The sequence below is a fragment of the Microbacterium suwonense genome, assembly GCF_030296555.1.
Lineage (GTDB): Bacteria > Actinomycetota > Actinomycetes > Actinomycetales > Microbacteriaceae > Microbacterium > Microbacterium suwonense.
Window position 1 is genome coordinate 156,114 of the sequence record NZ_AP027728.1, and the last position, 22,272, is coordinate 178,385.

Consider the following 22,272-nt stretch of genomic DNA (forward strand, 5'->3'; position numbering starts at 1 on the left):
GTCAGGACCGCTTGCCCGCGCGTCCCCTGCGCACGAAGGTGATGATCAGCAGGGCGATGATCATCACGAAGGCCAGTGGGAGCCCGAACAGCGGCAGCGCCGCGATGAACGGCCAGGCGCCGGAGCCGAACGAGGCCTGATCCATGCCGGTCGCCGTGCCGATGATGATCGCGAAGAAGCAGATGATCGACGCCGCCGCCAGCGCCAGTGCCGTGTACGCGAGAAAGCGATCGATCCGCCCGGTCGGCGTCTCGGGTGTCTCCTGTGGGGTTCTCATCGCTCTCAGCGTATCGCTTGGGTGCCCGTGCAGCTCGCCGAGCTGATGCCGGGGGTCCTGCGAGGGCGGGTAGGCTGGAGAGGCCGCGCCACCGCGCGGTGTTTCGGCATTCACACTCAGCGAGGTTCTCCCATGCCCACCGGCAAGGTCAGGTTCTACGACGACGAGAAGGGGTTCGGCTTCATCGCATCCGATGACGGCCAGGACGTCTTCCTGCACGCCTCTGCCCTTCCCGCGGGCGTCTCCGTGAAGAAGAACACCCGTGTGGAGTTCGGTCTCGCCGACGGGCGCCGTGGTCCGCAGGCGCTCTCGGTGCGGGTGTTGGACGCGCCGCCGAGCCTCGCGAAGGCGACCCGCAAGCCCGCGGACGACATGGCGATCATCGTCGAGGACCTCGTCAAGCTGCTCGACGACATGGGGAGCGAGCTGCGGCGAGGCCGCTATCCCTCCGCAGGCCGGAGTCGCCAGGTTGCCGCCGTGCTGCGCAAGGTCGCTGATGACCTCGACGCCTGACGAACTCGCCGCGGCGACACGCGATCTCGCCCTCGCCGCGCTGCACGAGATCACCCCTGCCGCCACCGTCGGTCCTGCCGCCGGATACACCGTCGAGGAGAGCGGCGCCGTTTCGCTGCGCTTCGAGAACCGGCTGCCGGGATACCCCGGCTGGTACTGGACCGTGTCGGTCGCACAGGTCGACGATACTGAGCCGACGGTGCTCGAGGTCGAGCTGATGCCCGGCGATAGCGCTCTGCTCGCCCCGGATTGGGTGCCGTGGGCCGAGCGTCTCGCGGAGTACCGTGCACACCAGGCCGAGCTGGCAGCACAGGCCGCCGAGGGCGGCTCCGCCGGTGACGCAGATGATGCTGCTGATGCCGACTCTGACGACGAATCGGATGACGATGACGACGACGACGATGACGATGAGGACGTGAGCGACCTGCTGCACGCCGGTGACCTCGACGGCGTCGACATCGACGAACTCGACGAGGACGCCGGCGACGAGGAGGAGTGACCCCACTCCTTCCATCCTCCCGGCGAAACCCCTCGTGAACGTCGAAACCCCTCCTGAATTACGCTGATCAGGAGGGGTTTCGGCGCTGGTGAGGGGTTTCGGTGCTCAGCCCAGGTGTTCGAGGACGAAGTCGATCGAGCGGATCAGCTGGCGCACGTCGTCGGGGTCGATGGAGACGAACGTCGCGATGCGCAGCTGGTTGCGGCCGAGCTTGCGATAGGGCTCGGTATCGACGATGCCGTTGGCGCGCAGCGTCTTCGCGATGGCCGCCGCATCGACGCCGTCGAAGTCGATCGTCGCGACGACGGGGAGCGGTGCGCCGGGTCGGCGACGAACGGCGCTGTGATCGAGGTCGCCTCCGCCCAGTCGTACAGCAGCCCGGACGACTCCACCGTGCGCGCCGCAGCCCATTCCAGCCCGCCGTGGCCGAGGATCCAGTCCAGCTGGGTGTCCAGCAGGTGCAGGGTCGTCAGCGCCGGGGTGTTCAGCGTCTGGCTGAGACGGGAGTTGGTCAGCGCGTTGCCGAGGCTCAGGAACTCGGGGATGTAGCGATCGGATGCCGCGATGCGCTCAATGCGCTCGATGGCCGCAGGCGAGACGGCGGCGAACCACAGCCCGCCGTCCGAGCCGAGGTTCTTCTGCGGGGCGAAGTAGTAGACGTCGGCCTGGGTCACATCGAAATCGATCCCGCCCGCGGCACTGGTGGCATCGATCACGGTGAGTGCGCCGTCTGCGGCGACCCGCTGCACGGGAGCTGCGACACCTGTGGAGGTCTCGTTGTGCGGCCATGCGTACACGTCGACACCGTCGATGACCTCGGCGGCCGCGAGCGAGCCGGGATCGGCCTTGCGCACGTCCGGAGCGTCCAACCACGGCGCGGCGGCGGCCTTGGCGAACTTGCCGCCGAACTCTCCGAAGACCAGGTTCTGGCTGCGGCGCTCGATCAGGCCGAAGGCGGCGGCGTCCCAGAAAGCGGTCGAGCCGCCGTTGCCGAGGATGATCTCGTAGCCGTCGGGAAGGCGGAACAGCGTCGCGAGCCGCTCGCGCACGCTCGCCACCAAGTTCTTCACCGGCAGCTGCCGATGCGAGGTGCCGAGCAAGCTCGATCCGACCGCGGCAAGCGCCTCGATCTGCGCGGGGCGCACTTTGGACGGACCGCAGCCGAAGCGTCCGTCGACGGGCAGGAGTTCGCGGGGGATCTCGATCGCCATGGCTTGATTGTAGGCGGAGCGCGGCGATCCCCTCGACCGCATGACGCACGGCGTCAGGGCGGAAGGTAGGCTTGCCTTATAACCTCCGGAGGGCTTGCATGACCGATCTGATCGACACGACAGAGATGTATCTGCGCACCATCCTCGAGCTCGAGGAGGAGAACATCGTGCCGCTGCGTGCGCGCATCTCCGAGCGGCTAGGCCACTCGGGGCCGACGGTGTCGCAGACCGTGGGGCGCATGGAACGCGACGGCCTGGTGGTCGTGTCGGATGACCGGCGGCTGGAGTTCACCGAGGCTGGACGACGCAAAGCGGTCGACGTGATGCGCAAGCACCGCCTCGCCGAGCGGCTGCTGTCGGATGTGATCGGGCTGGACTGGGCCTATGTGCATGAAGAGGCCTGCCGCTGGGAGCACGTGATGAGCGAACAGGTCGAGCGCCGGCTCGTGGAGCTGCTCGGGCATCCGACCGAGTCGCCCTACGGGAACCCGATTCCGGGCTTGGACCAGCTCGGTGACGTGGCGTCGCGCTCCTTCGACGACGGCGTGATCGGGCTGGTGAAGAAGCTGGATGCTGCAGGCGGGCCGATCACGGGAACCGTGCGCCGCCTGGCCGAGCCCGCCCAGGTCGATCCCGATCTGCTCGAGCAGCTGCGTGATGCGGGAGTGGTGCCGGGGGCGCACGGGGAGTACCGCTACAACGAGGGCTACGTGCTGATCCAGATGGACGGTCGTGACGAGGGTCTGGAGCTTCCCGTCGAGCTGGCGTCGCACATCTTCCTGGTCGGCGGAAGCGACTGATCGACCGCAGCCGCAGCCTAACCTGGTGAATTGCCAGGTTCGCGGGGTGACAGAATCGTTATCTTCCGGTAACGTCGGTGAGGTCGTCGGCGAGAAGCCCGTCGGCGACAATCGCGGAGATCGCCTCCCTGGCTCGTCGTCTCCGCGAGAAGTTCGCACAACGTGCCGTGTGACATACGTGCCCGAGAAACGACTGATGCTGACGAGCCTGCGTTCACCCGAATGAGCGCGGAGGCGCAGGAGGATTCCCTTTGGCCGAAGACATCGCCACGACCGAGACACCCGAAGACCCGAAGAAGCGGATGCCGATTCGCGCTCGGGCCAGTGCAAGCACCCGGTCGAGTGTCAAGCCGATGCGCTCGGTGGCCATCTTCGCGGCCGTCGGTGCTCTGGTGGCGGCGATCGCCCTTCCCGCCTATGCGGCGACCGGCGCCAGCAAGACCGAGGCCACGACATTGCAGCAGATGGCCTTCGATGACGCGCAGTCGCTCGTGGTGGCATCCGAGGCCACCGCCGCCCCCATCGAGCGCAGCACCTACTCGGCCACCACTCCCGATGAGATCGCGAAGAAGAAGGCCGAGGAGGCCGCCAAGAAGCGCGCTGCCGTCGCGGCCCGCCTCGCTTCAAGCGGCAGCCGTCTGAGCGATGCGGATCTGCGTCTGGTCGCGGCGGGATCCGGCGAAGTGCGCTACCCGCTCGCTCAGGGCTCGTACTACGTCAGCCGCACGCTCGGCAGCGGACACAGCGGCGCCGACATGGTCGCACCGGCCGGCAGCCCGATCTTCGCCGCCGCTGGCGGTGTCGTGCGCACCTCGTCCGAGAGCTACTTCGGCTACGGGGTCGCCATCGTGATCGACTCCGTCGTGGGGGTCAGCGGATCTCCACGCTGTATGGCCACATGACCCACGGCACTCGCGCAGTGCAGGCCGGCCAGGTCGTGCAGCCCGGACAGTTCATTGGAAAGGTCGGCAACACGGGGCATTCGTTCGGCGCGCACCTGCACTTCGAGGTCAGGATGAACGGCTCGCTGGTCGAGCCGGTCTCGTGGCTGCGCGCCAACGCCGGCTGAGTCACCCGCTGCGACACGTCGCGCGCCCGGAATCCCGTCCGGTTCAGACGGATGGGCTAGCCTGTACCCGTCGTCGTACGGGCGGGAGAAGCCGATGGAGCAGATACCGGGCATCCGAACCATGGATGTGCTCGGTCATCTGGTTCACCGGCTCGGTCCGCAGGGACGGCTCGGCATCGTCGAGCATGAAAGGCGCTGTCTTTGAGATGGCGCCTTTTCTCATTCCTGTGGCCGCTGCTGCCCGAACGGCGTCGTGTGAGTCGACAGAGCCGGGAAGCCATCCCGGCCGGATCGAGAGGATGACGACGATGCGCACACTGGTTCTGAATGCCGGATACGAGCCGCTCACGGTGGTCTCGTTCAAAAGAGCGATGGTGCTCGTGATGAATGAGAAGGCCAGCGTGATCGAACACGTGGAGGGCGACCCCGTCTGGGCGGGACGCAACGCCTATGAGCGCCCGGTCGTGATCCTGCTCACACGCTACGTGCGCGTGCCGTCCGCGCGACGCATACCCGTCACCAGGCGTGGAGTGCTGCGTCGCGATGACCACCGCTGCGGGTACTGCGGCCGGAATGCCGCCACGATCGATCACATCCTGCCGCGCTCGCGTGGAGGAGCGGACAGCTGGGAAAACCTCATCGCCTGCTGCCTGAAGTGCAACAACCTCAAGAGCGACCGCACGCCGCAGGAAATGGGCTGGCAGCTGCGGATGGCGCCGCGTCAGCCGCGTGGCACCGCGTGGACCGTCCGCGGCACCGAGCGGAGCGACCCGCGGTGGGAGCCGTACCTGGCACTGGCCGCGTAGGGGTGTAGATCACGCGAAAAGGGCCACCCTCCGGGCGGCCCTTTTCGCGTGATCGTGCCCTCGACAGGATTCGAACCTGCGACCTGCCCTTTAGGAGAGGGCCGCTCTATCCGACTGAGCTACGAAGGCGCCCGACAAGTCTAATGGTCGGCGGCCACGATCACTTCGTCCGCATCGGGAACGAAGATGTCAGTGTGCGGCGCGGTATGCGTCCATGACCTCGGCAGAGATGCGGCCGCGCTCAGAGACCTTGAGGCCCTGGGCCTTCGCCCATTCACGGATCTCGCCGACCTCGGAGTTGCGTGCGGCACGGCGGCGCGGTGCCGCAGCGCGGACGTTCCCCGCGGAAGCACGACGGCCCGCCTCGATAAAGGGCGCGAGAGCCGCTTTCAGCTCCTCTGCGTGGGAATTCGTCAGATCGATTTCATATGCTGCGCCGTTTAGGGAGAAGTGAACGGTCTCGCCTTCCCCGACTTCCAGCAGCGTGCCATCGATATCGTCAACGAGCTGATGCACAATTCTACGAGCCATGCGTCAACGATATGCGCGGCATTCGATGAATGCAAGAATCGGCGCATTCAATTGTCGATTCTGAATGATGCGAATTGCCGGTTTCAGGAAGCAGGCCGGCGCGGCGCGCTCGTACGACCGCCGAATGACGGGAAGACGCATCCAGTTTCGACATCGCCGAGCGCAGATAGGCCTTGACAGTTCCTTCCCGCAGGCCCAATTGCGTCGCGATCTGCGCATTGGTGGAGCCCACCGCTGCGCAGGCGAGCACATCCAGCTCGCGGGGAGACAGGTGCGCCGCAGGCTCCGCGTCGAGCGCCTGAGCGGGCTCCGCGACTCCCATCAGGCGGCGCTCGACAGCGGCGATGCGCTCGCGCAGCGATTCATCGGTCAGCTCCGCCGCGATGCTGCGCAGCTCTGCGAAGCTCTCGCGAAGATCTTCCCGCTGCGGTGACGCCACGACCGGAGGGGAGCGGCCTCGTGCAGTCGCCGCTCGACCTCGTCCCGGATGCGCAGCTCGGTGGCGATGCGCTGCACCACCGACATCGCCGGGGCCGTCGTCACGTCGCCGATCGGCGACTGCTCCCAGGCACCTGCGTAGAGCACGCCGCGGGGCCTGCCCTCGACGACGATGGGCAGCGCCAGCAGCGTGCGAAGGCCCTCGCCCAGCACGAATACGTCGTAGTCGTGGGTGATCTGCTGGGAGGAGCGATAGTCGTTCGTCATGCGTGGGCGGAGTTCGATCATCGCGCGCCCGCCCAGTCCGCGTTCCGGGCGCACCTGAAGGCCGTCGAGATGACGGGTCCGGTTGCCGACGATCGTCGTGATGTCGACCTCACCGTCGTGGATGAGCCCGCCGAAAGCGACCGGGAATCGCGTGCGGCGAGCGAGTTCGCGCACACCACCGGCGATGAGATCCTCTCTGGAACCGGCCTCCGTCGAGCCGCTCTGCATTCTCATCCTCGGTGATTTCCCGCTTTCAGGGGTGGTGATGCATCGCCCCGTTTCGTAGCGTCGACAATACCATCGACATGAATATGCGGAAATGCGGGCGCTCATGACGGAATCGGGGCCCGACGGCCTACACGCCGGGCCCCGTGTCTGTCACGATGTCGAGGCGGAGTCGCTTTCGAGGTCGAGAAGATAGCGCTTTCGCTCCGGGTGCGCCCCGTAATGACCGGGCGTTCCATCCGATCGGATGACTCGATGCGCGGGAACGATCACCGAGAACGGGGTCAGGCGGCATGCTGTGCCCACGGCCCGGGCGGCGCCGGGACTGCCGGCGACGACCGCCACTTCGCCGTAGCTCATGGTCTCGCCCCAGGGGATCTCGCACACCGCCTGCAGCGCCGCGCGCGGGAACCCCTCGACGAGCCGCCAGTCGAAGCTCAGCTGCTCGTCGAAGCGAATGGGTGCTCCTTCGAAGTACTCGGCCAGCAGGTGAGCGAGCTGGTCACCCGCTCCCGGTGCCGGCTCGGGCGTCGCACCGAGCCGGCGGCTCACGCCTTCCAGCAGCCATGGCACGGTCGGATCCTGCGGTTCGGAGAGGTCGAAGCTGACGATCCCGGCATCCGAGAAGACCGCCAGTGCGTCGCCGAAGGGCGTCGGAATGAAGTCGTGTCGAAAGCTCATGTCCCCATCATCCTGTGCACGCACCCTCGTGACTGCGCCGATCACGGGATCGGTGGACAACTCGGAAGAGGCCGGGGAATGTGCAGAGCGGGTGATTCGATCGCGCTGAGCGGGTGCTTGACGTGGAAAAGCCGCCACGATCTGCGGGAATCGGCCCGGGATACCGGTGCTCGCAGCTGTCGCGCTTAGGCTTTGAGATGTGTGGCGGCGCGAGGCGAAGGACACCGAGGACGCGGAGGAGGACACCGCGATGAATCTCGGGGAGCTCAGTGACTCGTCGACAGGGATCGACATCGCCCACGCGGCGGAGGCGCAGCGCACCAGGCTGCGTGCCGAAGCCGCTGATCTGGGCGGAGCTTCGCCGCTGACGTCGTTCACGGACACGCCCGAGTCGGGCATCGACATCTCCAAGGCGCATCCGGGCAGCCTGCCGCAGTTCATCACCGGCCGCTCCACGCTGCTGTCCAACCTGTTCCGTGACGAGGTCGGTCTGCGCACCGCGCGGATGGCTGCTGAGCGGATCACCGCACGCAACACCGAGCTGCGCACCGTGCGCGGAATCGACGCCGTCCGACTGGCCGTGGGGATCGCTCGCTGGCGGGTGGGCGGCGTGGATTTCGCAGCGCCGGTGCTGCTGCGACCGCTGGCGATCCGTCGTCACCATGCCGACTTCGAGCTGAAGCTGCAGGGTGCGTTCGATGTGAACCCCGAGCTGATCCGGATCGCTCGAGATCACTTCGGGCTCACTCTCGATGCAGCCGAGCTCGCAGCTCTCGCCTACGACGGCGGCATCTTCAAACCGCAGCCGGTCATCGATCGGCTGCGCGAGCTGACCCGCTCCATCGACACCTTCGCGGTGCATCCACGGCTCGTGGTCTCCACCTTCGCCGATGTCACCGGGGCGATGGTGCGCGACATGGTGAACCTCGATCATCCCGTGCTCAATGCGCTCGGCGGGCACGCGGCCGATCGCGAGCAGCTCTCGGAGCGCCGGGAGGCACCGGAGGTGCTCGCGCCCGACGAGCGCGTGCCGGCTTCCGAGACGCTGCTGCTGGATGCAGATGCCGAGCAGGAGGAGGTGCTCGCGCGCATTGCCGCCGGGCACTCTCTGGTCGTCTCGACGCTGCCGGGCACCGGCGGCACGCAGACCGTGATCAACGCGCTCGGTGCGTTCGTCCGTGCGGGCAAGCGCGTACTGGTCGTCTCGGCCAGACGCTCAACGCTGGATGGCGTGCGTCATCGGCTTGCGGGCATCGGGCTCGACGGCCTTGCAGTCTCTCCGGCGGACATGCGGCGCGACCTGATCAGGTCGATCGCGCGCAGTGAGAAGGCGACCCAGCCCAAGGCCACCGACATCGATCAGGCACTCGTCCGGCTGCGCACCGTGCTGCGTGACTACCGAGGTGCGCTGACCGAGCCGGTCGGCCGCACCGGGGCATCCGTCCTCGACGCGACCCGTCAGCTGACCCGGCTCGCATCGCTGCCTGTGCCGCCCTCGACGGGCGCGCGTCTCTCGCTGCAGACGCTGGAGCGTCTCGCCGGCGACCGCACTCGTGCGGCCGAGGCGCTCACGCGAGCCGCCAGGCTCGGCGAGTTCCGCTTCGGGCCCGACGACTCACCCTGGTACGGCGTCAGCTTCGAGAGCACCGAGGCCGCTCAGGCTGCGCACGCACTCGCAGGCGAGTTGCACGGCACGGCGGTGCCCGCCCTGCTGGAGCGCGGCTACGAGCTGATCTCCCAGACCAGCATGCGGCCGTTCGGCACGATCGACGAGCTCGGTGAGTACCTGCAGCTGCTGAAGGGCATCCGTGATTCTCTGGACCGCTTCAGCCCGACCGTGTTCGAGCGTCCGCTGGGCGAGCTGATCCAGGCACACGGCTCCCGCCGCGACGCACCGGGGATGTCCTCGGCCACCCGCCGCCGCCTCAAACGGCTGGCGCGCGAGTACGTGCGTCCGGGTGCACAGGTCAACGAGATGCACGAAGCGCTGCTGCGCATCCAGCACCAGCGCTCGCAGTGGCAGCGCTATGTCGAGGCCGGCGTCGCGCCGCAGGTGCCGCTGGGTCTGTCGGATGTGCACGTCGCCTGGCAGCGGGTGACCGCAGAGCTCGCCGAACTCGACACCGCGCTGGGTCGCAAGGAACCACTCGCCGCGCTCCCCGTCGCGCGGCTGGTGCGCACCCTGTCCGGGCTCGCCGCGCGCAGCGCGGTGTTCGACAATCTCGTCGAGCGCACCGAGATCCGCGACGAGCTGAGCGGCATGGGGCTGCGGCCGCTGCTGTCGGACATGTCTGTGCGGCATGTGGCGGAGGAGCGGGTCGCCGATGAGCTGGAGTTCGCCTGGTGGCAGTCGCTGCTCGAGCGCGCTCTGCAGGACGACCGCTCGCTGCTGGGTGCGAACACCTCGGTGGTCGACCGGTTGGAGCGGGACTTCCGCCTCGTGGACGAGGCGCACACCGCGATGGCCGGTCCGCTGCTGGCCTGGAACCTGGCCAGTCAGTGGCGTATCGCGATCGTCGATGAGCCCGAGCAGGCCGCCAACCTGCGCCGTGCGCTGAAGGATGGCGACGCCAGCGCGGCCGAGATCGTCTCGGTGGCACCCGACCTCGTCCGCGTGCTCGCACCGGTGTGGATCGCCTCGCCCTATCAGGTGCCCGACATCCCCGACTCGATCCACTTCGACGCCGTGCTGCTGGTGGATGCCGCCGCGGTGAATCTCGCCGAGGCCGCCCCCGCGATCCGTCGCGCCCGTCAGATCGTCGCCTTCGGCGACCCGGTCACTCAGCGACCGACGCCGTTCACGGTCGCGACGCAGCCCGATGCCGAGTGGGAGCCCGAGGTGCCCTTCGACGACGTCTCGGTCTTCGAGCGTCTCGCCGAGCTGTTCCCCGTGATGACCCTGACGCACAGCTACCGCGCCGGGGGAGAGGATCTCGCCGAGCTGATCAACGACGCCTTCTACGGCGGCGAGATCGTCTCGCTGCCGTGGGCGGGATCCTACCTGGGGCGGGGAAGCCTGACCGTCGACTACGTGGAGCGCGGGGTCGGCAATCCCGATCCGGAGTCCGGTGCTGTGGAGAGCCCGGATGCCGAGGTCGCGCGCGTTGTGACGCTCGTGGTCGAGCATGCCATCCATCGTCCCGCCGAGTCGCTCATGGTCATCACCGCCAGCCGACGGCACGCCGAACGGGTGCGCGCGGCCGTGGCGTCCGCCTTCTCCGGACGATCGGACGTGGCGGACTTCGTCGGTCGGGACACCGCCGAGCCGTTCGCCGTGCTCACCCTGGAGGAGTCCGTGGCCGAGAGCCGCGACCGGGTGATCTTCTCGCTCGGGTTCGGGCTGACCAGGCACGGCCGGGTGCTCAGCGACTTCGGCGATCTGTCTCAGGAAGACGGGGAGCGACTGCTCACGGTCGGGATGACGCGCGCTCGGCGCTCGATGGTGATCGTGTCCTGCATCCGTCCGTCCGGTTTCGACGAGGGGCGCCTGGAGCATGGTGCATCCACGCTGATGTCGATCCTCGGGAATCTCGCCGCCCGCGGCAGGGAAGCCCGCCTGGAGGATCTCGCCGATCCGCTCACCCTGGCGCTGGCGCGAGAGCTGCGTCGTCTCGGAGCGTCGGTCGACGTGGACTACCGCGGCCGGCTTCCGTTGGTCGCTCAGCATTCCGGACGTGCCGTCGTGATCGAGTCCGATCCGGAGTCCCGCGATGAATCCCTGCGTGAGAGCCTGCGCCTGCGGCCGCAGGTGCTGCGCAGGCTGGGCTGGCATTATGTGCGCGTGCACGCCTTCGACCTGTACAGCGACCCGACGACGGTCGCGCGACGCATCGCGACCGTCCTCGGCATCGAGGAGGACGCTGTCCGCGCCGACAACGACACCCAGCCGCTCGACGTCGATGAGTGACGAGCCCCGCGAGAAGCGCCAACGGGTGGTGCGGGTTCCCGGAGCCCGGCGTGCGCAGCTGACCCGAGTGGAGGGCACGACGTCCGAGCCGCATGTGCGTCCCGAACGGAAGGCGGGGACGGAGGGCGACCACGGGCCCAACGACGATCGGATGCTGAGGGAAGTCCCTCCGCACTACTGAGCGATCACCGCGAGTCGAGATCTCGCAACAAGAACGCCCCACCCCGGAGGGGCAGGGCGTTCTTCGACGTCGGTGATTCCGGTCAGCTCGCGTTCTTGCGCAGTGCGTCGCGGATCTCGATGAGCAGCTCCTGCTCGGTGGGGAGGGTGTCCTCCTCGACAGCGGGGTTCCTCGCCGCCTGGAGCTCCTTCATCTTGTTCATCGGAACGACGAAGACGAAGTAGACGACCAGCGCCACCGCGAGGAAGCTGATGATCGCGGCGATGACGGCGCCGAAGCCGAACTTCGCGCTTCCCACCTCGACGATGAACGCCTGGTCGAGGTTCTCCGCGTTGAAGAGAAGACCGATCAGCGGGTTGATCAGCTGCTCGACGATGGTGTTGACGATCGCGGTGAACGCGGCGCCGATGACGACCGCGACGGCGAGGTCGATCACGTTGCCCTGCGCGATGAACTCCTTGAATCCCTTGAGCATGGTTCCCCTTGTAGTGGTCTTGGACCTCACGCGGAGGTCGTGGTCTTCGCGGGTGCCGGAGTGGATCCCGTCGAAGTCTCCGACTTAGATGATGCCGAACTCTCGGCCTTCGCACCAGCTTTCGCGCGCGAGTCGGTGCGATAGAAGCCCGACCCGTTGAAGGTCACGCCCACGGTGCCGTACTGCTTGCGCAGTGCGCCGCCGCATTCCGGGCAGATCGTGAGGGAATCCTCCGCGAAGCTCTGGACGGCGTCGAAGCGGTGGTCGCAGGCCGTGCAGGCATAGGCATAAGTGGGCATGAGCGCTCCTGTTCAGTCGCGTGCAGGCGAGATGGTGATGGTCCGCGTCGGGGTGACGAAGCCGTTCACCGGCTGGTCGTGGACCTCGCGCGGCAGCGAATCGAGTACTTCGGAATCATAGATCACGGCGTACACCGGGGGACGCCTCTGCATCGAGCCGATCGTCTTGTCGAAGTATCCACGTCCCCATCCCAGGCGGGTTCCGATGCGGTCGATCGCCGCAGCCGGGATGATCATCAGCTCGACGTCATCGACGGCATTCGGCCCGAGCGCCTGGCCGCCGGGCTCGGGCAACCCGAACAACCCCTCCGTGATCTCGTCGTCATCTGCCACGGCCCAGTCGAGCAGACCGTCAGCGCGCGTGATCGGCAGCAGCACCCGGATGCCGCGAGACACCGCAGCACGCACGAATCCGCGTGTGTCCGGCTCCGTGGCGGTGGACAGGAAGCAGGAGACCGAGCGGACGTCGTGCGCGCGCACCAGGGCAGTCAGCTGCCGGGCGATGCCCACGGCGGCCGATTCGCGCTCCGCGTCCGAGAGCAGCTGCCGCCGCTCCCGCAGCCGCGCGCGCAGCGCACGTTTCTGCTGTTCTTCGTCGCCGGGCACTCTTTGATCATAAGGCGGCCGCCCCGGTCCGCCGGAGGAACGGATGCCGCCGGTATGCTGACCGGATGAGCACCATCAAGGCGGTGATCCCCGCCGCGGGCCTGGGAACCCGTTTCCTGCCGGCGACCAAGGCGATGCCGAAGGAGATGCTTCCCGTCGTCGACAAACCGGCGATCCAGTATGTGGTGGAAGAGGCGGTGGGCGCTGGGATCGACGACATCCTCGTCATCATCGGCCGCAACAAGAACGCCATCTCCGACCATTTCGATTCGGTTCCCGAACTCGAGGTCAGACTGCAGCAGAAGGGCGACCAGGGCCGCCTGGCTCGAGTGATGAAGTCCAGCGATCTCGCTGACATCCACTTCGTCCGCCAGGGCGAGCCGAAGGGGCTCGGTCACGCGGTGTTGCGCGCCAGGACGCATGTCGGCGACAGTTCATTCGCCGTGCTGCTCGGCGACGACCTGATCGACGAGCGCGACCCGCTCCTGGTCGACATGATCGCCGCGCATGAGCGCACCGGCGCCGCGGTGATCGCCCTCATGGAGGTGGATCCGGCCAGCATCCACCTCTACGGGGCTGCGGCGATCGACAGCACCGACGCGAACGGTGTTGTGAGGGTGACTGGCCTCGTCGAGAAGCCTGCTGCCGAGGACGCGCCGTCGAACCTCGCCGTGATCGGCAGGTACGTGCTCCCGGCATCCATGTTCGAGATCCTGGAGCGCACCCCGCCCGGCAAGGGCGGGGAGATCCAGCTCACCGATGCGCTGCAGGAGATGGCGGCCGATTCCGATGGGCCGGGCGTCGTCGGCGTGGTCTTCCGCGGTCGACGCTACGACACCGGCGATCGGGTCGACTACATCAAGGCGATCGTCCAGCTGGCGGTGGATCGCGACGATCTCGGCTCGGACCTGCGTCCGTGGCTGAAGGAATTCACCAGCGGCCTGTAGCCGACGGACCGCCATGCCGTTCGATTCGCTCGACCAGATGCAGCACGGCCCGATCGGGCTGAGGTTGATCCGCACCCGTGATGCGCGCACGCTGCAGCGCGAGCTGCTGAGCAACCGGGCTTGGCTGCAGCCGTGGGAGGCGACGATTCCCGGCAGCTCCAGCACGATCGACATGCGCGTCAGCATCCGCCGGCTGCTGCAGCAGCACCGTGACGGCGCCGGCTACCCCTTCGTGATGGAGTACGACGGCGAGATCGCCGGGCAGCTGAACATCTGGGGAGTGGCCCGCGGGTCGCTGTGCTCCGCCACGATCGGATACTGGGTCAGCGAGCGCTTCGCGGGGCGCGGAATCACGCCCACGGCGGTGGCGATGGCGACGGATGCCGCCTTCGACACCTTCGGCCTGCATCGGATGGAGATCTGCATCCGTCCCGAGAACCAGGCAAGCCTGCGAGTCGTGCGCAAGCTCGGCTTCCGCTACGAGGGGCTGCGGCGCCGCTACATCCACATCGACGGCGACTGGCGCGACCATCATGCGTTCGCGCTGGTCAAGGAGGACGTGCCGGACGGGGTGCTCGCCCGGTGGGTGGACGGGCGCGTGCCTCCGGGTGCCGGGGCGATTCCGCCGGCGCTCTGAACCGCTTTCGCCGCGACACGCGACGGCCGTGCCAGGGCGCCGCCGATCGGTGCGCTTACCGTGGTGTCTATGGGTGGACCGGTACTGAGTGGGGGCGTGATCGTCCTCGTCGCCGTGCTGCTGTGGGCACTGTACTTTCTGCCCAGCTGGCGCGGCCGCCATCAGTACTATTCCGCCGAGCGCAATGCCGTACGGCTGAATCAGGCGCTGCGGGTGCTCGCCGAGACGAGCGAGACACCCGAGGAGGTGCGACTCGAGCTGACCGCACGAACCGCGCTGCAGCAGCAGCGCCTTGCCAAACGCGTGCAGGCGGAGCGCGAGAACGCCGAACTCGAGCGCCTGCGCGAAGAGCTGGCGGCGACACGTCGCGATCCGCGGGTCAGGCAGGCGCGGGCACGCCGACGCCTGCGGTTCACCGCGAGTCTCGCGCTGGTCGCCTCTGCTGCCATGGTCGGATTCGGCATCTGGGATCTCGTCGTCACGGGCGGATGGATGCTGATGGCAGCCGGCCTCGTGCTGGCGACCGCCGGCGCCTTCGTGCTCGTGCGGATGGCGCAGGTGGCCGCGCACGCCGGGCGGCGCACGTCGGCGCAGAACATCGCGCCGCAGCAGCAGCGGGTCTCCCCGCCGCTGCACGATCAGGGGCCGGCGTCGTGGACGCCCAGGCCGCTGCCGCAGCCGATGGTCGCGGTGTCGGGTTCCCGTGCCCAGCGGGCACGCGCACAGCTGGATGCTCAGCAGGAGCGTGACAGCGCGGCACGGCGAGCCGAACTACGCCGCCGCGCCGAAGAACTGGCGCCGCCCGCACCCGCCGCACTGCCCGTCCGGGCAGCGGGGACGGATGCCAAGGAGTCGCCGTACGCGAAGATGGGCGTCATCGACGACGCCGAGATCGAGGCGCACGTGCGTGAGCTGCTCACGCGTCGGAACGCGGGCTGAGATCGTGATAATCTGTCTGAGTTCAAGGGCCTATGGCGCAGTTGGTAGCGCGCCTCGTTCGCATCGAGGAGGTCAGGGGTTCGAATCCCCTTAGGTCCACCCAATCGGAAACGTTCGAACCCTGTCCCGCGTGATCGCGGGGCAGGGTTCGTTGCTTCCTCAGGGGCGAGTCCTCAGAGGCTTCCGTTCCTGGTCAGGATCACGGCCGCTTTGTTCCCGAGGTGATCGGGTGCGTATTGCACGCGCATCCGCTGTCCAGTGGTGATCTCCCCGGCGATCGTGTCGCTGGACCAGCGAGTGTTGCCGTCCTGATCGGTGAACTTCACCGTGACTTTCGTGACCCGCCGGTAGTTGACCGAGTAGCCGCGAGCGCGGGTGACCACGCCGGTGGCGACGACCCTGGAGCGTTCAGCCACCTTTCGCACAGCGTCGTTGCGCTGCGCACGTCGGCGCAGCAGGATCGACACGATGATCGCGACCACGCCGCCGGCGGCGAACACGACGAACTGGAGATGCCACCATTTCAGACCGCCGGGCGACACCGCACCGCCGGCTACGGCACCGGCACCGAGAGCGATGAACAGCCCCGCCAGCGGCCACACGATGAACCGTGAATCCATGTCCCCCGTGGTGCCGAACGCGATCAGGAACGACCCGGCCAACATCAACGGCAGCGGCGCGATCGTGATGAACGACACCCAGTCGGGCAGTACGGACGCCTCACCGGCCATCACGTGTCCCATGCTCACCGCAGCCAGCACGAAGGAGAGCGTGTAGCAGACGTAGGCGAGGCGCCGGCGCGTGGAATCCCGGTTCCACCACCGGGACTGCGGGTCGACAAGGCTCATGACAGCGGCTCCTCTCTTGCGCTGCGCTCGCTGTTCCTCGCGCCGTCGTCCGTCCGGCCAACCAGGTAGACGTCATCGAACGCCTCGGAATCGCGCATGTTGTGGCCGGACCGGATGCCTGCCCGAGCCGCGGCGGTGGGCGCCGGAGCCATCCACGCCCGTGCCTGCTCATCGGTCGGTACCGGACCCACGAGAGAGACGTGCTTCATGATGTTCATCGCGGCCTCCGTTCGGGCCTCCGGCTGCCGCAGCACCCGAAGACCGGGGCGACCCGAAGACCGGGGCGATGATAAGCACGGTGCGCCGGAAGTCGTTGCTGCCAGCCCACGCGGCCCGATGACGCCCCTCTCGTCGCTGACAGTCTTACATGGACCGCGCTCCCGACCACAGATCGACGCATGTCGCACTGAAGAGCGTGGATCGTGGCGAGCACGGTGAGCGGGCCGAGCCTGTCCGCTTCCCCGCGACGCTGAGGACATCACCCAGGATGCATGTGACGACACGCCCGGGGGTGCGTGGGGATTTGCCGGATGCGGGGGATCGTCGTAGATTATTACCTGTTCGCCCCAAGCGGTTGAGCGGCCGGAAGGCCTGGCTCCCCTCCAAGAGGCGAATCAACCACCTCGACTCGAATCCTCGGATGCGGGTAGGGCTCCGGCCCGAAGAGTGTGGATGTCCCGCCGGGATCGTCGATTTGACAAGCTCGCCGTGACGGATAAGCTAGAACAGTTGCCTCGGAATCGAGGCAGCACCTCTGGTCCTGATCCTCACGGCGTCGAATCGACAGCCGGGTCGGGGCCAATATAATTGTGAAGTTGCCCTGCGCTTCTTGCCTTGGTTGGTGGGTGTGTGGGTGCGTCCGATCCTTGAGAACTCAACAGCGTGCACTTGTCAAATGCCAAATTATCCTCGTCCGGCCTTTTGGTCGGTTGAGTATTCCTTTGGATCAAAGACCATTCTCTGTTTTTTGGAGGGTGGCATTGGATGAAGTCAGTTGATTTTGTCTCTTTGGTCAGTTTCAAACTCGCTGCGTGCCGGTTTTTTGCTGGTGTGTGGTTTTTTTCTTTTACGGAGAGTTTGATCCTGGCTCAGGATGAACGCTGGCGGCGTGCTTAACACATGCAAGTCGAACGATGAAGCTGGTGCTTGCACTGGTGGATTAGTGGCGAACGGGTGAGTAACACGTGAGCAACCTGCCCCTGACTCTGGGATAAGCGCTGGAAACGGTGTCTAATACTGGATATGTCCTATCACCGCATGGTGTGTGGGTGGAAAGATTTTTCGGTTGGGGATGGGCTCGCGGCCTATCAGCTTGTTGGTGGGGTAATGGCTCACCAAGGCGTCGACGGGTAGCCGGCCTGAGAGGGTGACCGGCCACACTGGGACTGAGACACGGCCCAGACTCCTACGGGAGGCAGCAGTGGGGAATATTGCACAATGGGCGGAAGCCTGATGCAGCAACGCCGCGTGAGGGATGACGGCCTTCGGGTTGTAAACCTCTTTTAGCAGGGAAGAAGCGTAAGTGACGGTACCTGCAGAAAAAGCACCGGCTAACTACGTGCCAGCAGCCGCGGTAATACGTAGGGTGCAAGCGTTATCCGGAATTATTGGGCGTAAAGAGCTCGTAGGCGGTTTGTCGCGTCTGCTGTGAAATTCCGAGGCTCAACCTCGGGCTTGCAGTGGGTACGGGCAGACTAGAGTGCGGTAGGGGAGATTGGAATTCCTGGTGTAGCGGTGGAATGCGCAGATATCAGGAGGAACACCGATGGCGAAGGCAGATCTCTGGGCCGTAACTGACGCTGAGGAGCGAAAGGGTGGGGAGCAAACAGGCTTAGATACCCTGGTAGTCCACCCCGTAAACGTTGGGAACTAGTTGTGGGGTCCTTTCCACGGATTCCGTGACGCAGCTAACGCATTAAGTTCCCCGCCTGGGGAGTACGGCCGCAAGGCTAAAACTCAAAGGAATTGACGGGGACCCGCACAAGCGGCGGAGCATGCGGATTAATTCGATGCAACGCGAAGAACCTTACCAAGGCTTGACATACATCAGAACACCCTGGAAACAGGGGACTCTTTGGACACTGGTGAACAGGTGGTGCATGGTTGTCGTCAGCTCGTGTCGTGAGATGTTGGGTTAAGTCCCGCAACGAGCGCAACCCTCGTTCTATGTTGCCAGCACGTTATGGTGGGAACTCATGGGATACTGCCGGGGTCAACTCGGAGGAAGGTGGGGATGACGTCAAATCATCATGCCCCTTATGTCTTGGGCTTCACGCATGCTACAATGGCCGGTACAATGGGCTGCGATACCGTAAGGTGGAGCGAATCCCAAAAAGCCGGTCCCAGTTCGGATTGAGGTCTGCAACTCGACCTCATGAAGTCGGAGTCGCTAGTAATCGCAGATCAGCAACGCTGCGGTGAATACGTTCCCGGGTCTTGTACACACCGCCCGTCAAGTCATGAAAGTCGGTAACACCTGAAGCCGGTGGCCTAACCCTTGTGGAGGGAGCCGTCGAAGGTGGGATTGGTAATTAGGACTAAGTCGTAACAAGGTAGCCGTACCGGAAGGTGCGGCTGGATCACCTCCTTTCTAAGGAGCATCTGACACTTTCGGGTGTTTAGAACCCAGTTCGAAGGCGTTCGTTCTTCGCTGGGGCTCATGGGTGGAACATTTGACATGGCATCACGGATGCGTGGTGTTCTTAGTACGCTGCTTCGGCGGTGGGAACGGGACGTCGCGGGGATGTGGTGTCTGCACGCTGTTGGGTCCTGAGGGACCGGGCCGGCTTCTTCTCCTGTGGGGGAGGGGGTTGTTCTGGGACTTCTGGGCCTCTTCTGGTTTCTGATCCGTGTGGGTTGGTTGCTGGTGGGGGTTCCGCCCGTACTTTGAGAACTACACAGTGGACGCGAGCATCTTAAAGAATAACGATCACCGGCGCCCTTTTCCTGGGGTGTTGGTGTGCTCATGTGATTTCAAGTCTTTAAGAGCAAACGGTGGATGCCTTGGCATCTGGAGCCGAAGAAGGACGTAGCAATCTGCGATAATCCTCGGGGAATTGATAAGCGAGTTTTGATCCGAGGGTCTCCGAATGGGGAAACCCCGCCAGGCGTTTGTGCGACCTGGTGACTCCCGTCTGAATGTATAGGGCGGGTAGAGGGAACGTGGGGAAGTGAAACATCTCAGTACCCACAGGAAGAGAAAACAATATGTGATTCCGTGAGTAGTGGCGAGCGAAAGCGGATGAGGCTAAACCGTTTCTGTGTGATACCCGGCAGGGGTTGCAGGAGCGGGGTTGTGGGACTTTTCGTATTGTTCTGCCGAGCAGTGGGCGTGATGTGACTGTATAGACGAACGGTCTTGAAAGGCCGACCATAGTGGGTGCCAGTCCCGTAGTTGAAATGTGGTTCACAGCGTGAAGAGTATCCCAAGTAGCACGGGGCCCGTGAAATCCCGTGTGAATCTGTCAGGACCACCTGATAAGCCTAAATACTCCCAGATGACCGATAGCGGACAAGTACCGTGAGGGAAAGGTGAAAAGTACCCCGGGAGGGGAGTGAAATAGTACCTGAAACCGTTTGCTTACAAACCGTTGGAGCCTCCATGGTAGGGGTGACAGCGTGCCTTTTGAAGAATGAGCCTGCGAGTTAGTGATATGTGGCGAGGTTAACCCGTGTGGGGTAGCCGTAGCGAAAGCGAGTCTGAATAGGGCGTTTTTAGTCGCATGTTCTAGACCCGAAGCGAAGTGATCTATCCATGGCCAGGCTGAAGCGCGTGTAAGAGCGCGTGGAGGGCCGAACCCACTTAGGTTGAAAACTGAGGGGATGAGCTGTGGATAGGGGTGAAAGGCCAATCAAACTTCGTGATAGCTGGTTCTCTCCGAAATGCATTTAGGTGCAGCGTTGCGTGTTTCTTGCCGGAGGTAGAGCTACTGGATGGCCGATGGGCCTCACCAGGTTACTGACGTCAGCCAAACTCCGAATGCCGGTAAGTGAGAGCGCAGCAGTGAGACTGTGGGGGATAAGCTTCATAGTCGAGAGGGAAACAACCCAGACCACCATCTAAGGTCCCAAAGCGCGTGCTAAGTGGAAAAGGATGTGGAGTTGCTTAGACAACCAGGAGGTTGGCTTAGAAGCAGCCACCCTTGAAAGAGTGCGTAATAGCTCACTGGTCAAGTGATTCCGCGCCGACAATGTAACGGGGCTCAAGCACGCCACCGAAGTTGTGGCATTGACATTTTTGGTAGGCCTTCGTGGTCCAGCCGTGTTGATGGGTAGGAGAGCGTCGTGTGGCGAGTGAAGCGGCGGGGTGACCCAGCCGTGGACGCTACACGAGTGAGAATGCAGGCATGAGTAGCGAAAGACGTGTGAGAAACACGTCCTCCGGAAGACCAAGGGTTCCAGGGTCAAGCTAATCTTCCCTGGGTAAGTCGGGACCTAAGGCGAGGCCGACAGGCGTAGTCGATGGACAACGGGTTGATATTCCCGTACCGGCGAAGAACCGCCCAAGCTAATCCAGTGATGCTAAGTGTCCGAAGCTCCTCATCGTCGCCTTCGGGTGACACCGGGGGTGGAGCACACGACCCTATGCTGGTGCGGCTAGCGTATTAACAGGTGTGACGCAGGAAGGTAGCCCATGCCAGGCGATGGTTGTCCTGGTGCAAGCGTGTAGGCCGACTCTTAGGCAAATCCGGGAGTCAGGAGGCTGAGACGCGATGCGGATGAAAAGTGGGTGATCCTCTGCTGCCAAGAAAAGCATCGACGCGAGGTTCAAGCCGCCCGTACCCCAAACCGACTCAGGTGGTCAGGTAGAGAATACCAAGGAGATCGAGAGAATCGTGGTTAAGGAACTCGGCAAAATGCCCCCGTAACTTCGGGAGAAGGGGGCCACCCGCTTATACGGATTTACTCCGGAAAGGGTGTGGTGGCCGCAGAGACTAGTGGGTAGCGACTGTTTACTAAAAACACAGGTCCGTGCGAAGACGCAAGTCGATGTATACGGACTGACGCCTGCCCGGTGCTGGAAGGTTAAGAGGACCGGTTAGCCCCTTGTGGGCGAAGCTGAGAATTTAAGCCCCAGTAAACGGCGGTGGTAACTATAACCATCCTAAGGTAGCGAAATTCCTTGTCGGGTAAGTTCCGACCTGCACGAATGGCGTAACGACTTCCCAGCTGTCTCAACCGCGAACTCGGCGAAATTGCATTACGAGTAAAGATGCTCGTTACGCGCAGCAGGACGGAAAGACCCCGTGACCTTTACTACAGCTTGGTATTGGTGTTCGGTGTGGCTTGTGTAGGATAGGTGGGAGACTATGAAACCGTGACGCCAGTCATGGTGGAGTCATTGTTGAAATACCACTCTGGTCACTCTGGATATCTAACTTCGAACCGTGATCCGGTTCAGGGACAGTGCCTGGTGGGTAGTTTAACTGGGGCGGTTGCCTCCTAAAGAGTAACGGAGGCGCCCAAAGGTTCCCTCAACCTGGTTGGCAATCAGGTGGCGAGTGTAAGTGCACAAGGGAGCTTGACTGTGAGACTGACAAGTCGAGCAGGGACGAAAGTCGGGACTAGTGATCCGGCAGTGGCTTGTGGAAGCGCTGTCGCTCAACGGATAAAAGGTACCTCGGGGATAACAGGCTGATCTTGCCCAAGAGTCCATATCGACGGCATGGTTTGGCACCTCGATGTCGGCTCGTCGCATCCTGGGGCTGGAGTAGGTCCCAAGGGTTGGGCTGTTCGCCCATTAAAGCGGTACGCGAGCTGGGTTTAGAACGTCGTGAGACAGTTCGGTCCCTATCCGCTGCGCGCGTAGGAAGTTTGAGAGGATCTGACCCTAGTACGAGAGGACCGGGTTGGACGAACCTCTGGTGTGCCAGTTGTTCCGCCAGGAGCACCGCTGGTTAGCTACGTTCGGGATGGATAACCGCTGAAAGCATCTAAGCGGGAAGCCGGCCTCAAGATGAGACTTCCATCACCCTCCGGGGTGGAGAGGCTCCCAGCCAGACGACTGGGTTGATAGGCCAGATGTGGAAGCACCGCAAGGTGTGCAGCTGACTGGTACTAATAAGCCGATGACTTGATAACACTGTTCTTCTGCGAGATGAACGCGTCCACTTTGT

Annotated in this window: 21 protein-coding genes, 2 tRNA genes, 2 rRNA genes and 1 pseudogene; 14 read left to right on the forward strand and 12 right to left on the reverse strand. The window is 64.6% G+C overall.

Annotated elements, in window-relative coordinates; all coding sequences use genetic code 11:
* Position 1: 1 nt before the first annotated feature.
* Positions 2-277 carry a multidrug ABC transporter ATPase gene (locus QUE33_RS00830; RefSeq protein ID WP_286301352.1) on the reverse strand — a complete coding sequence of 92 codons (276 nt, stop codon included), beginning with the start codon at positions 275-277 and terminating at the stop codon, positions 2-4.
* 132 nt (positions 278-409) lie between these two features.
* On the opposite strand from QUE33_RS00830, the gene QUE33_RS00835 reads away from it, so the two are divergent.
* Both QUE33_RS00835 and QUE33_RS00840 read left to right on the forward strand, forming a co-directional pair.
* The gene (locus QUE33_RS00835) at positions 410-790 is read left to right on the forward strand and encodes a cold-shock protein (RefSeq protein ID WP_286301354.1); all 381 of its coding nucleotides are present in this window, start codon (positions 410-412) and stop codon (positions 788-790) included.
* Positions 774-1,289 (forward strand): DUF3027 domain-containing protein, encoded by a 516-nt coding sequence (locus tag QUE33_RS00840; protein WP_286301356.1) that lies wholly within the window; start codon positions 774-776, stop codon positions 1,287-1,289. The genes QUE33_RS00835 and QUE33_RS00840 overlap by 17 nt, the downstream gene beginning before the upstream one ends.
* A gap of 105 nt (positions 1,290-1,394) precedes the next feature.
* Here the strand turns inward: QUE33_RS00840 and serC are convergent.
* Positions 1,395-2,500, reverse strand: a pseudogene (gene serC / locus QUE33_RS00845) (phosphoserine transaminase).
* 98 nt (positions 2,501-2,598) lie between these two features.
* Here serC and QUE33_RS00850 point away from each other — a divergent pair.
* The 4 genes from QUE33_RS00850 (at position 2,599) to QUE33_RS00865 (ending at position 5,175) form a co-directional block, all read left to right on the forward strand.
* Positions 2,599-3,300 (forward strand): iron-dependent transcriptional repressor DtxR, encoded by a 702-nt coding sequence (locus QUE33_RS00850; protein ID WP_286301357.1) that lies wholly within the window; start codon positions 2,599-2,601, stop codon positions 3,298-3,300.
* 251 nt (positions 3,301-3,551) lie between these two features.
* Positions 3,552-4,202 carry a M23 family metallopeptidase gene (locus QUE33_RS00855; RefSeq protein WP_286301358.1) on the forward strand — a complete coding sequence of 217 codons (651 nt, stop codon included), beginning with the start codon at positions 3,552-3,554 and terminating at the stop codon, positions 4,200-4,202.
* Positions 4,199-4,369, forward strand: a complete 171-nt coding sequence (locus tag QUE33_RS00860) for a M23 family metallopeptidase (protein WP_286301359.1) — start codon at positions 4,199-4,201, stop codon at positions 4,367-4,369. Before QUE33_RS00855 ends, QUE33_RS00860 begins: the two co-directional genes overlap by 4 nt.
* 308 nt (positions 4,370-4,677) lie before the next feature.
* A complete protein-coding gene (locus QUE33_RS00865; protein ID WP_286301361.1) occupies positions 4,678-5,175 on the forward strand; it encodes an HNH endonuclease in 498 nt (165 codons plus the stop codon).
* Positions 5,176-5,230: 55 nt separating this feature from the next.
* Here QUE33_RS00865 and QUE33_RS00870 read toward each other — a convergent pair.
* From QUE33_RS00870 to QUE33_RS00890, 5 genes are all read right to left on the reverse strand, one after another.
* A tRNA-Arg gene (locus QUE33_RS00870) sits at positions 5,231-5,304 on the reverse strand.
* Between the two features lie 60 nt (positions 5,305-5,364).
* Positions 5,365-5,691: a histone-like nucleoid-structuring protein Lsr2 gene (locus QUE33_RS00875; RefSeq protein ID WP_350226485.1), complete on the reverse strand. Its 327-nt coding sequence runs from the start codon at positions 5,689-5,691 to the stop codon at positions 5,365-5,367.
* A 4-nt stretch (positions 5,692-5,695) separates the two neighbouring features.
* Positions 5,696-6,145, reverse strand: a complete 450-nt coding sequence (locus tag QUE33_RS00880) for a LuxR C-terminal-related transcriptional regulator (protein ID WP_286301363.1) — start codon at positions 6,143-6,145, stop codon at positions 5,696-5,698.
* On the reverse strand, positions 6,076-6,645 hold the full coding sequence (locus tag QUE33_RS00885) for a GAF domain-containing protein (RefSeq protein ID WP_286301364.1): 570 nt from the start codon (positions 6,643-6,645) through the stop codon (positions 6,076-6,078). Before QUE33_RS00885 ends, QUE33_RS00880 begins: the two co-directional genes overlap by 70 nt.
* 144 nt (positions 6,646-6,789) lie before the next feature.
* Entirely contained in the window at positions 6,790-7,317 is a 528-nt protein-coding gene (locus QUE33_RS00890; protein ID WP_286301365.1) for a methylated-DNA--[protein]-cysteine S-methyltransferase, read from the reverse strand.
* Positions 7,318-7,567: 250 nt separating this feature from the next.
* Here QUE33_RS00890 and QUE33_RS00895 point away from each other — a divergent pair, with 250 nt between their 5' ends.
* Both QUE33_RS00895 and QUE33_RS00900 read left to right on the forward strand, forming a co-directional pair.
* A complete protein-coding gene (locus QUE33_RS00895) occupies positions 7,568-11,224 on the forward strand; it encodes an AAA family ATPase (protein WP_286302967.1) in 3,657 nt (1,218 codons plus the stop codon).
* Positions 11,217-11,405, forward strand: a complete 189-nt coding sequence (locus QUE33_RS00900; protein ID WP_286301366.1) for a hypothetical protein — start codon at positions 11,217-11,219, stop codon at positions 11,403-11,405. The genes QUE33_RS00895 and QUE33_RS00900 overlap by 8 nt, the downstream gene beginning before the upstream one ends.
* A gap of 82 nt (positions 11,406-11,487) precedes the next feature.
* Here the strand turns inward: QUE33_RS00900 and mscL are convergent, their stop codons facing one another.
* The 3 genes from mscL to QUE33_RS00915 are packed head-to-tail and all read right to left on the reverse strand — an operon-like array spanning position 11,488 to position 12,785.
* Positions 11,488-11,880, reverse strand: a complete 393-nt coding sequence (gene mscL / locus QUE33_RS00905; RefSeq protein ID WP_286302968.1) for a large conductance mechanosensitive channel protein MscL — start codon at positions 11,878-11,880, stop codon at positions 11,488-11,490.
* A 26-nt stretch (positions 11,881-11,906) separates the two neighbouring features.
* Positions 11,907-12,179: an FmdB family zinc ribbon protein gene (locus tag QUE33_RS00910; RefSeq protein ID WP_286301367.1), complete on the reverse strand. Its 273-nt coding sequence runs from the start codon at positions 12,177-12,179 to the stop codon at positions 11,907-11,909.
* Positions 12,180-12,191: 12 nt separating this feature from the next.
* Entirely contained in the window at positions 12,192-12,785 is a 594-nt protein-coding gene (locus QUE33_RS00915) for a 5-formyltetrahydrofolate cyclo-ligase (protein ID WP_286301370.1), read from the reverse strand.
* 65 nt (positions 12,786-12,850) lie between these two features.
* On the opposite strand from QUE33_RS00915, the gene galU reads away from it, so the two are divergent.
* From galU to QUE33_RS00935, 4 genes are all read left to right on the forward strand, one after another.
* Positions 12,851-13,732: a UTP--glucose-1-phosphate uridylyltransferase GalU gene (gene galU / locus QUE33_RS00920; RefSeq protein ID WP_286301372.1), complete on the forward strand. Its 882-nt coding sequence runs from the start codon at positions 12,851-12,853 to the stop codon at positions 13,730-13,732.
* Between the two features lie 37 nt (positions 13,733-13,769).
* Positions 13,770-14,369, forward strand: coding sequence for a GNAT family N-acetyltransferase (locus QUE33_RS00925; protein ID WP_286302969.1), 600 nt, complete (start codon positions 13,770-13,772; stop codon positions 14,367-14,369).
* A gap of 96 nt (positions 14,370-14,465) precedes the next feature.
* On the forward strand, positions 14,466-15,308 hold the full coding sequence (locus QUE33_RS00930; RefSeq protein WP_286301374.1) for a hypothetical protein: 843 nt from the start codon (positions 14,466-14,468) through the stop codon (positions 15,306-15,308).
* A 26-nt stretch (positions 15,309-15,334) separates the two neighbouring features.
* A tRNA-Ala gene (locus tag QUE33_RS00935) sits at positions 15,335-15,407 on the forward strand.
* 74 nt (positions 15,408-15,481) lie between these two features.
* Here the strand turns inward: QUE33_RS00935 and QUE33_RS00940 are convergent.
* Both QUE33_RS00940 and QUE33_RS00945 read right to left on the reverse strand, forming a co-directional pair.
* Positions 15,482-16,156 (reverse strand): hypothetical protein, encoded by a 675-nt coding sequence (locus QUE33_RS00940; protein ID WP_286301376.1) that lies wholly within the window; start codon positions 16,154-16,156, stop codon positions 15,482-15,484.
* Positions 16,153-16,374, reverse strand: a complete 222-nt coding sequence (locus QUE33_RS00945; protein WP_286301378.1) for a hypothetical protein — start codon at positions 16,372-16,374, stop codon at positions 16,153-16,155. The genes QUE33_RS00940 and QUE33_RS00945 overlap by 4 nt, the downstream gene beginning before the upstream one ends.
* An 847-nt stretch (positions 16,375-17,221) precedes the next feature.
* Here QUE33_RS00945 and QUE33_RS00950 point away from each other — a divergent pair.
* Positions 17,222-18,746: ribosomal RNA gene (locus tag QUE33_RS00950) — 16S ribosomal RNA — on the forward strand.
* Positions 18,747-19,127: 381 nt separating this feature from the next.
* Positions 19,128-22,237: ribosomal RNA gene (locus QUE33_RS00955) — 23S ribosomal RNA — on the forward strand.
* The 16S and 23S rRNA genes sit together here, the layout of an rRNA operon.
* The last annotated feature ends 35 nt before the right edge of the window (positions 22,238-22,272 follow it).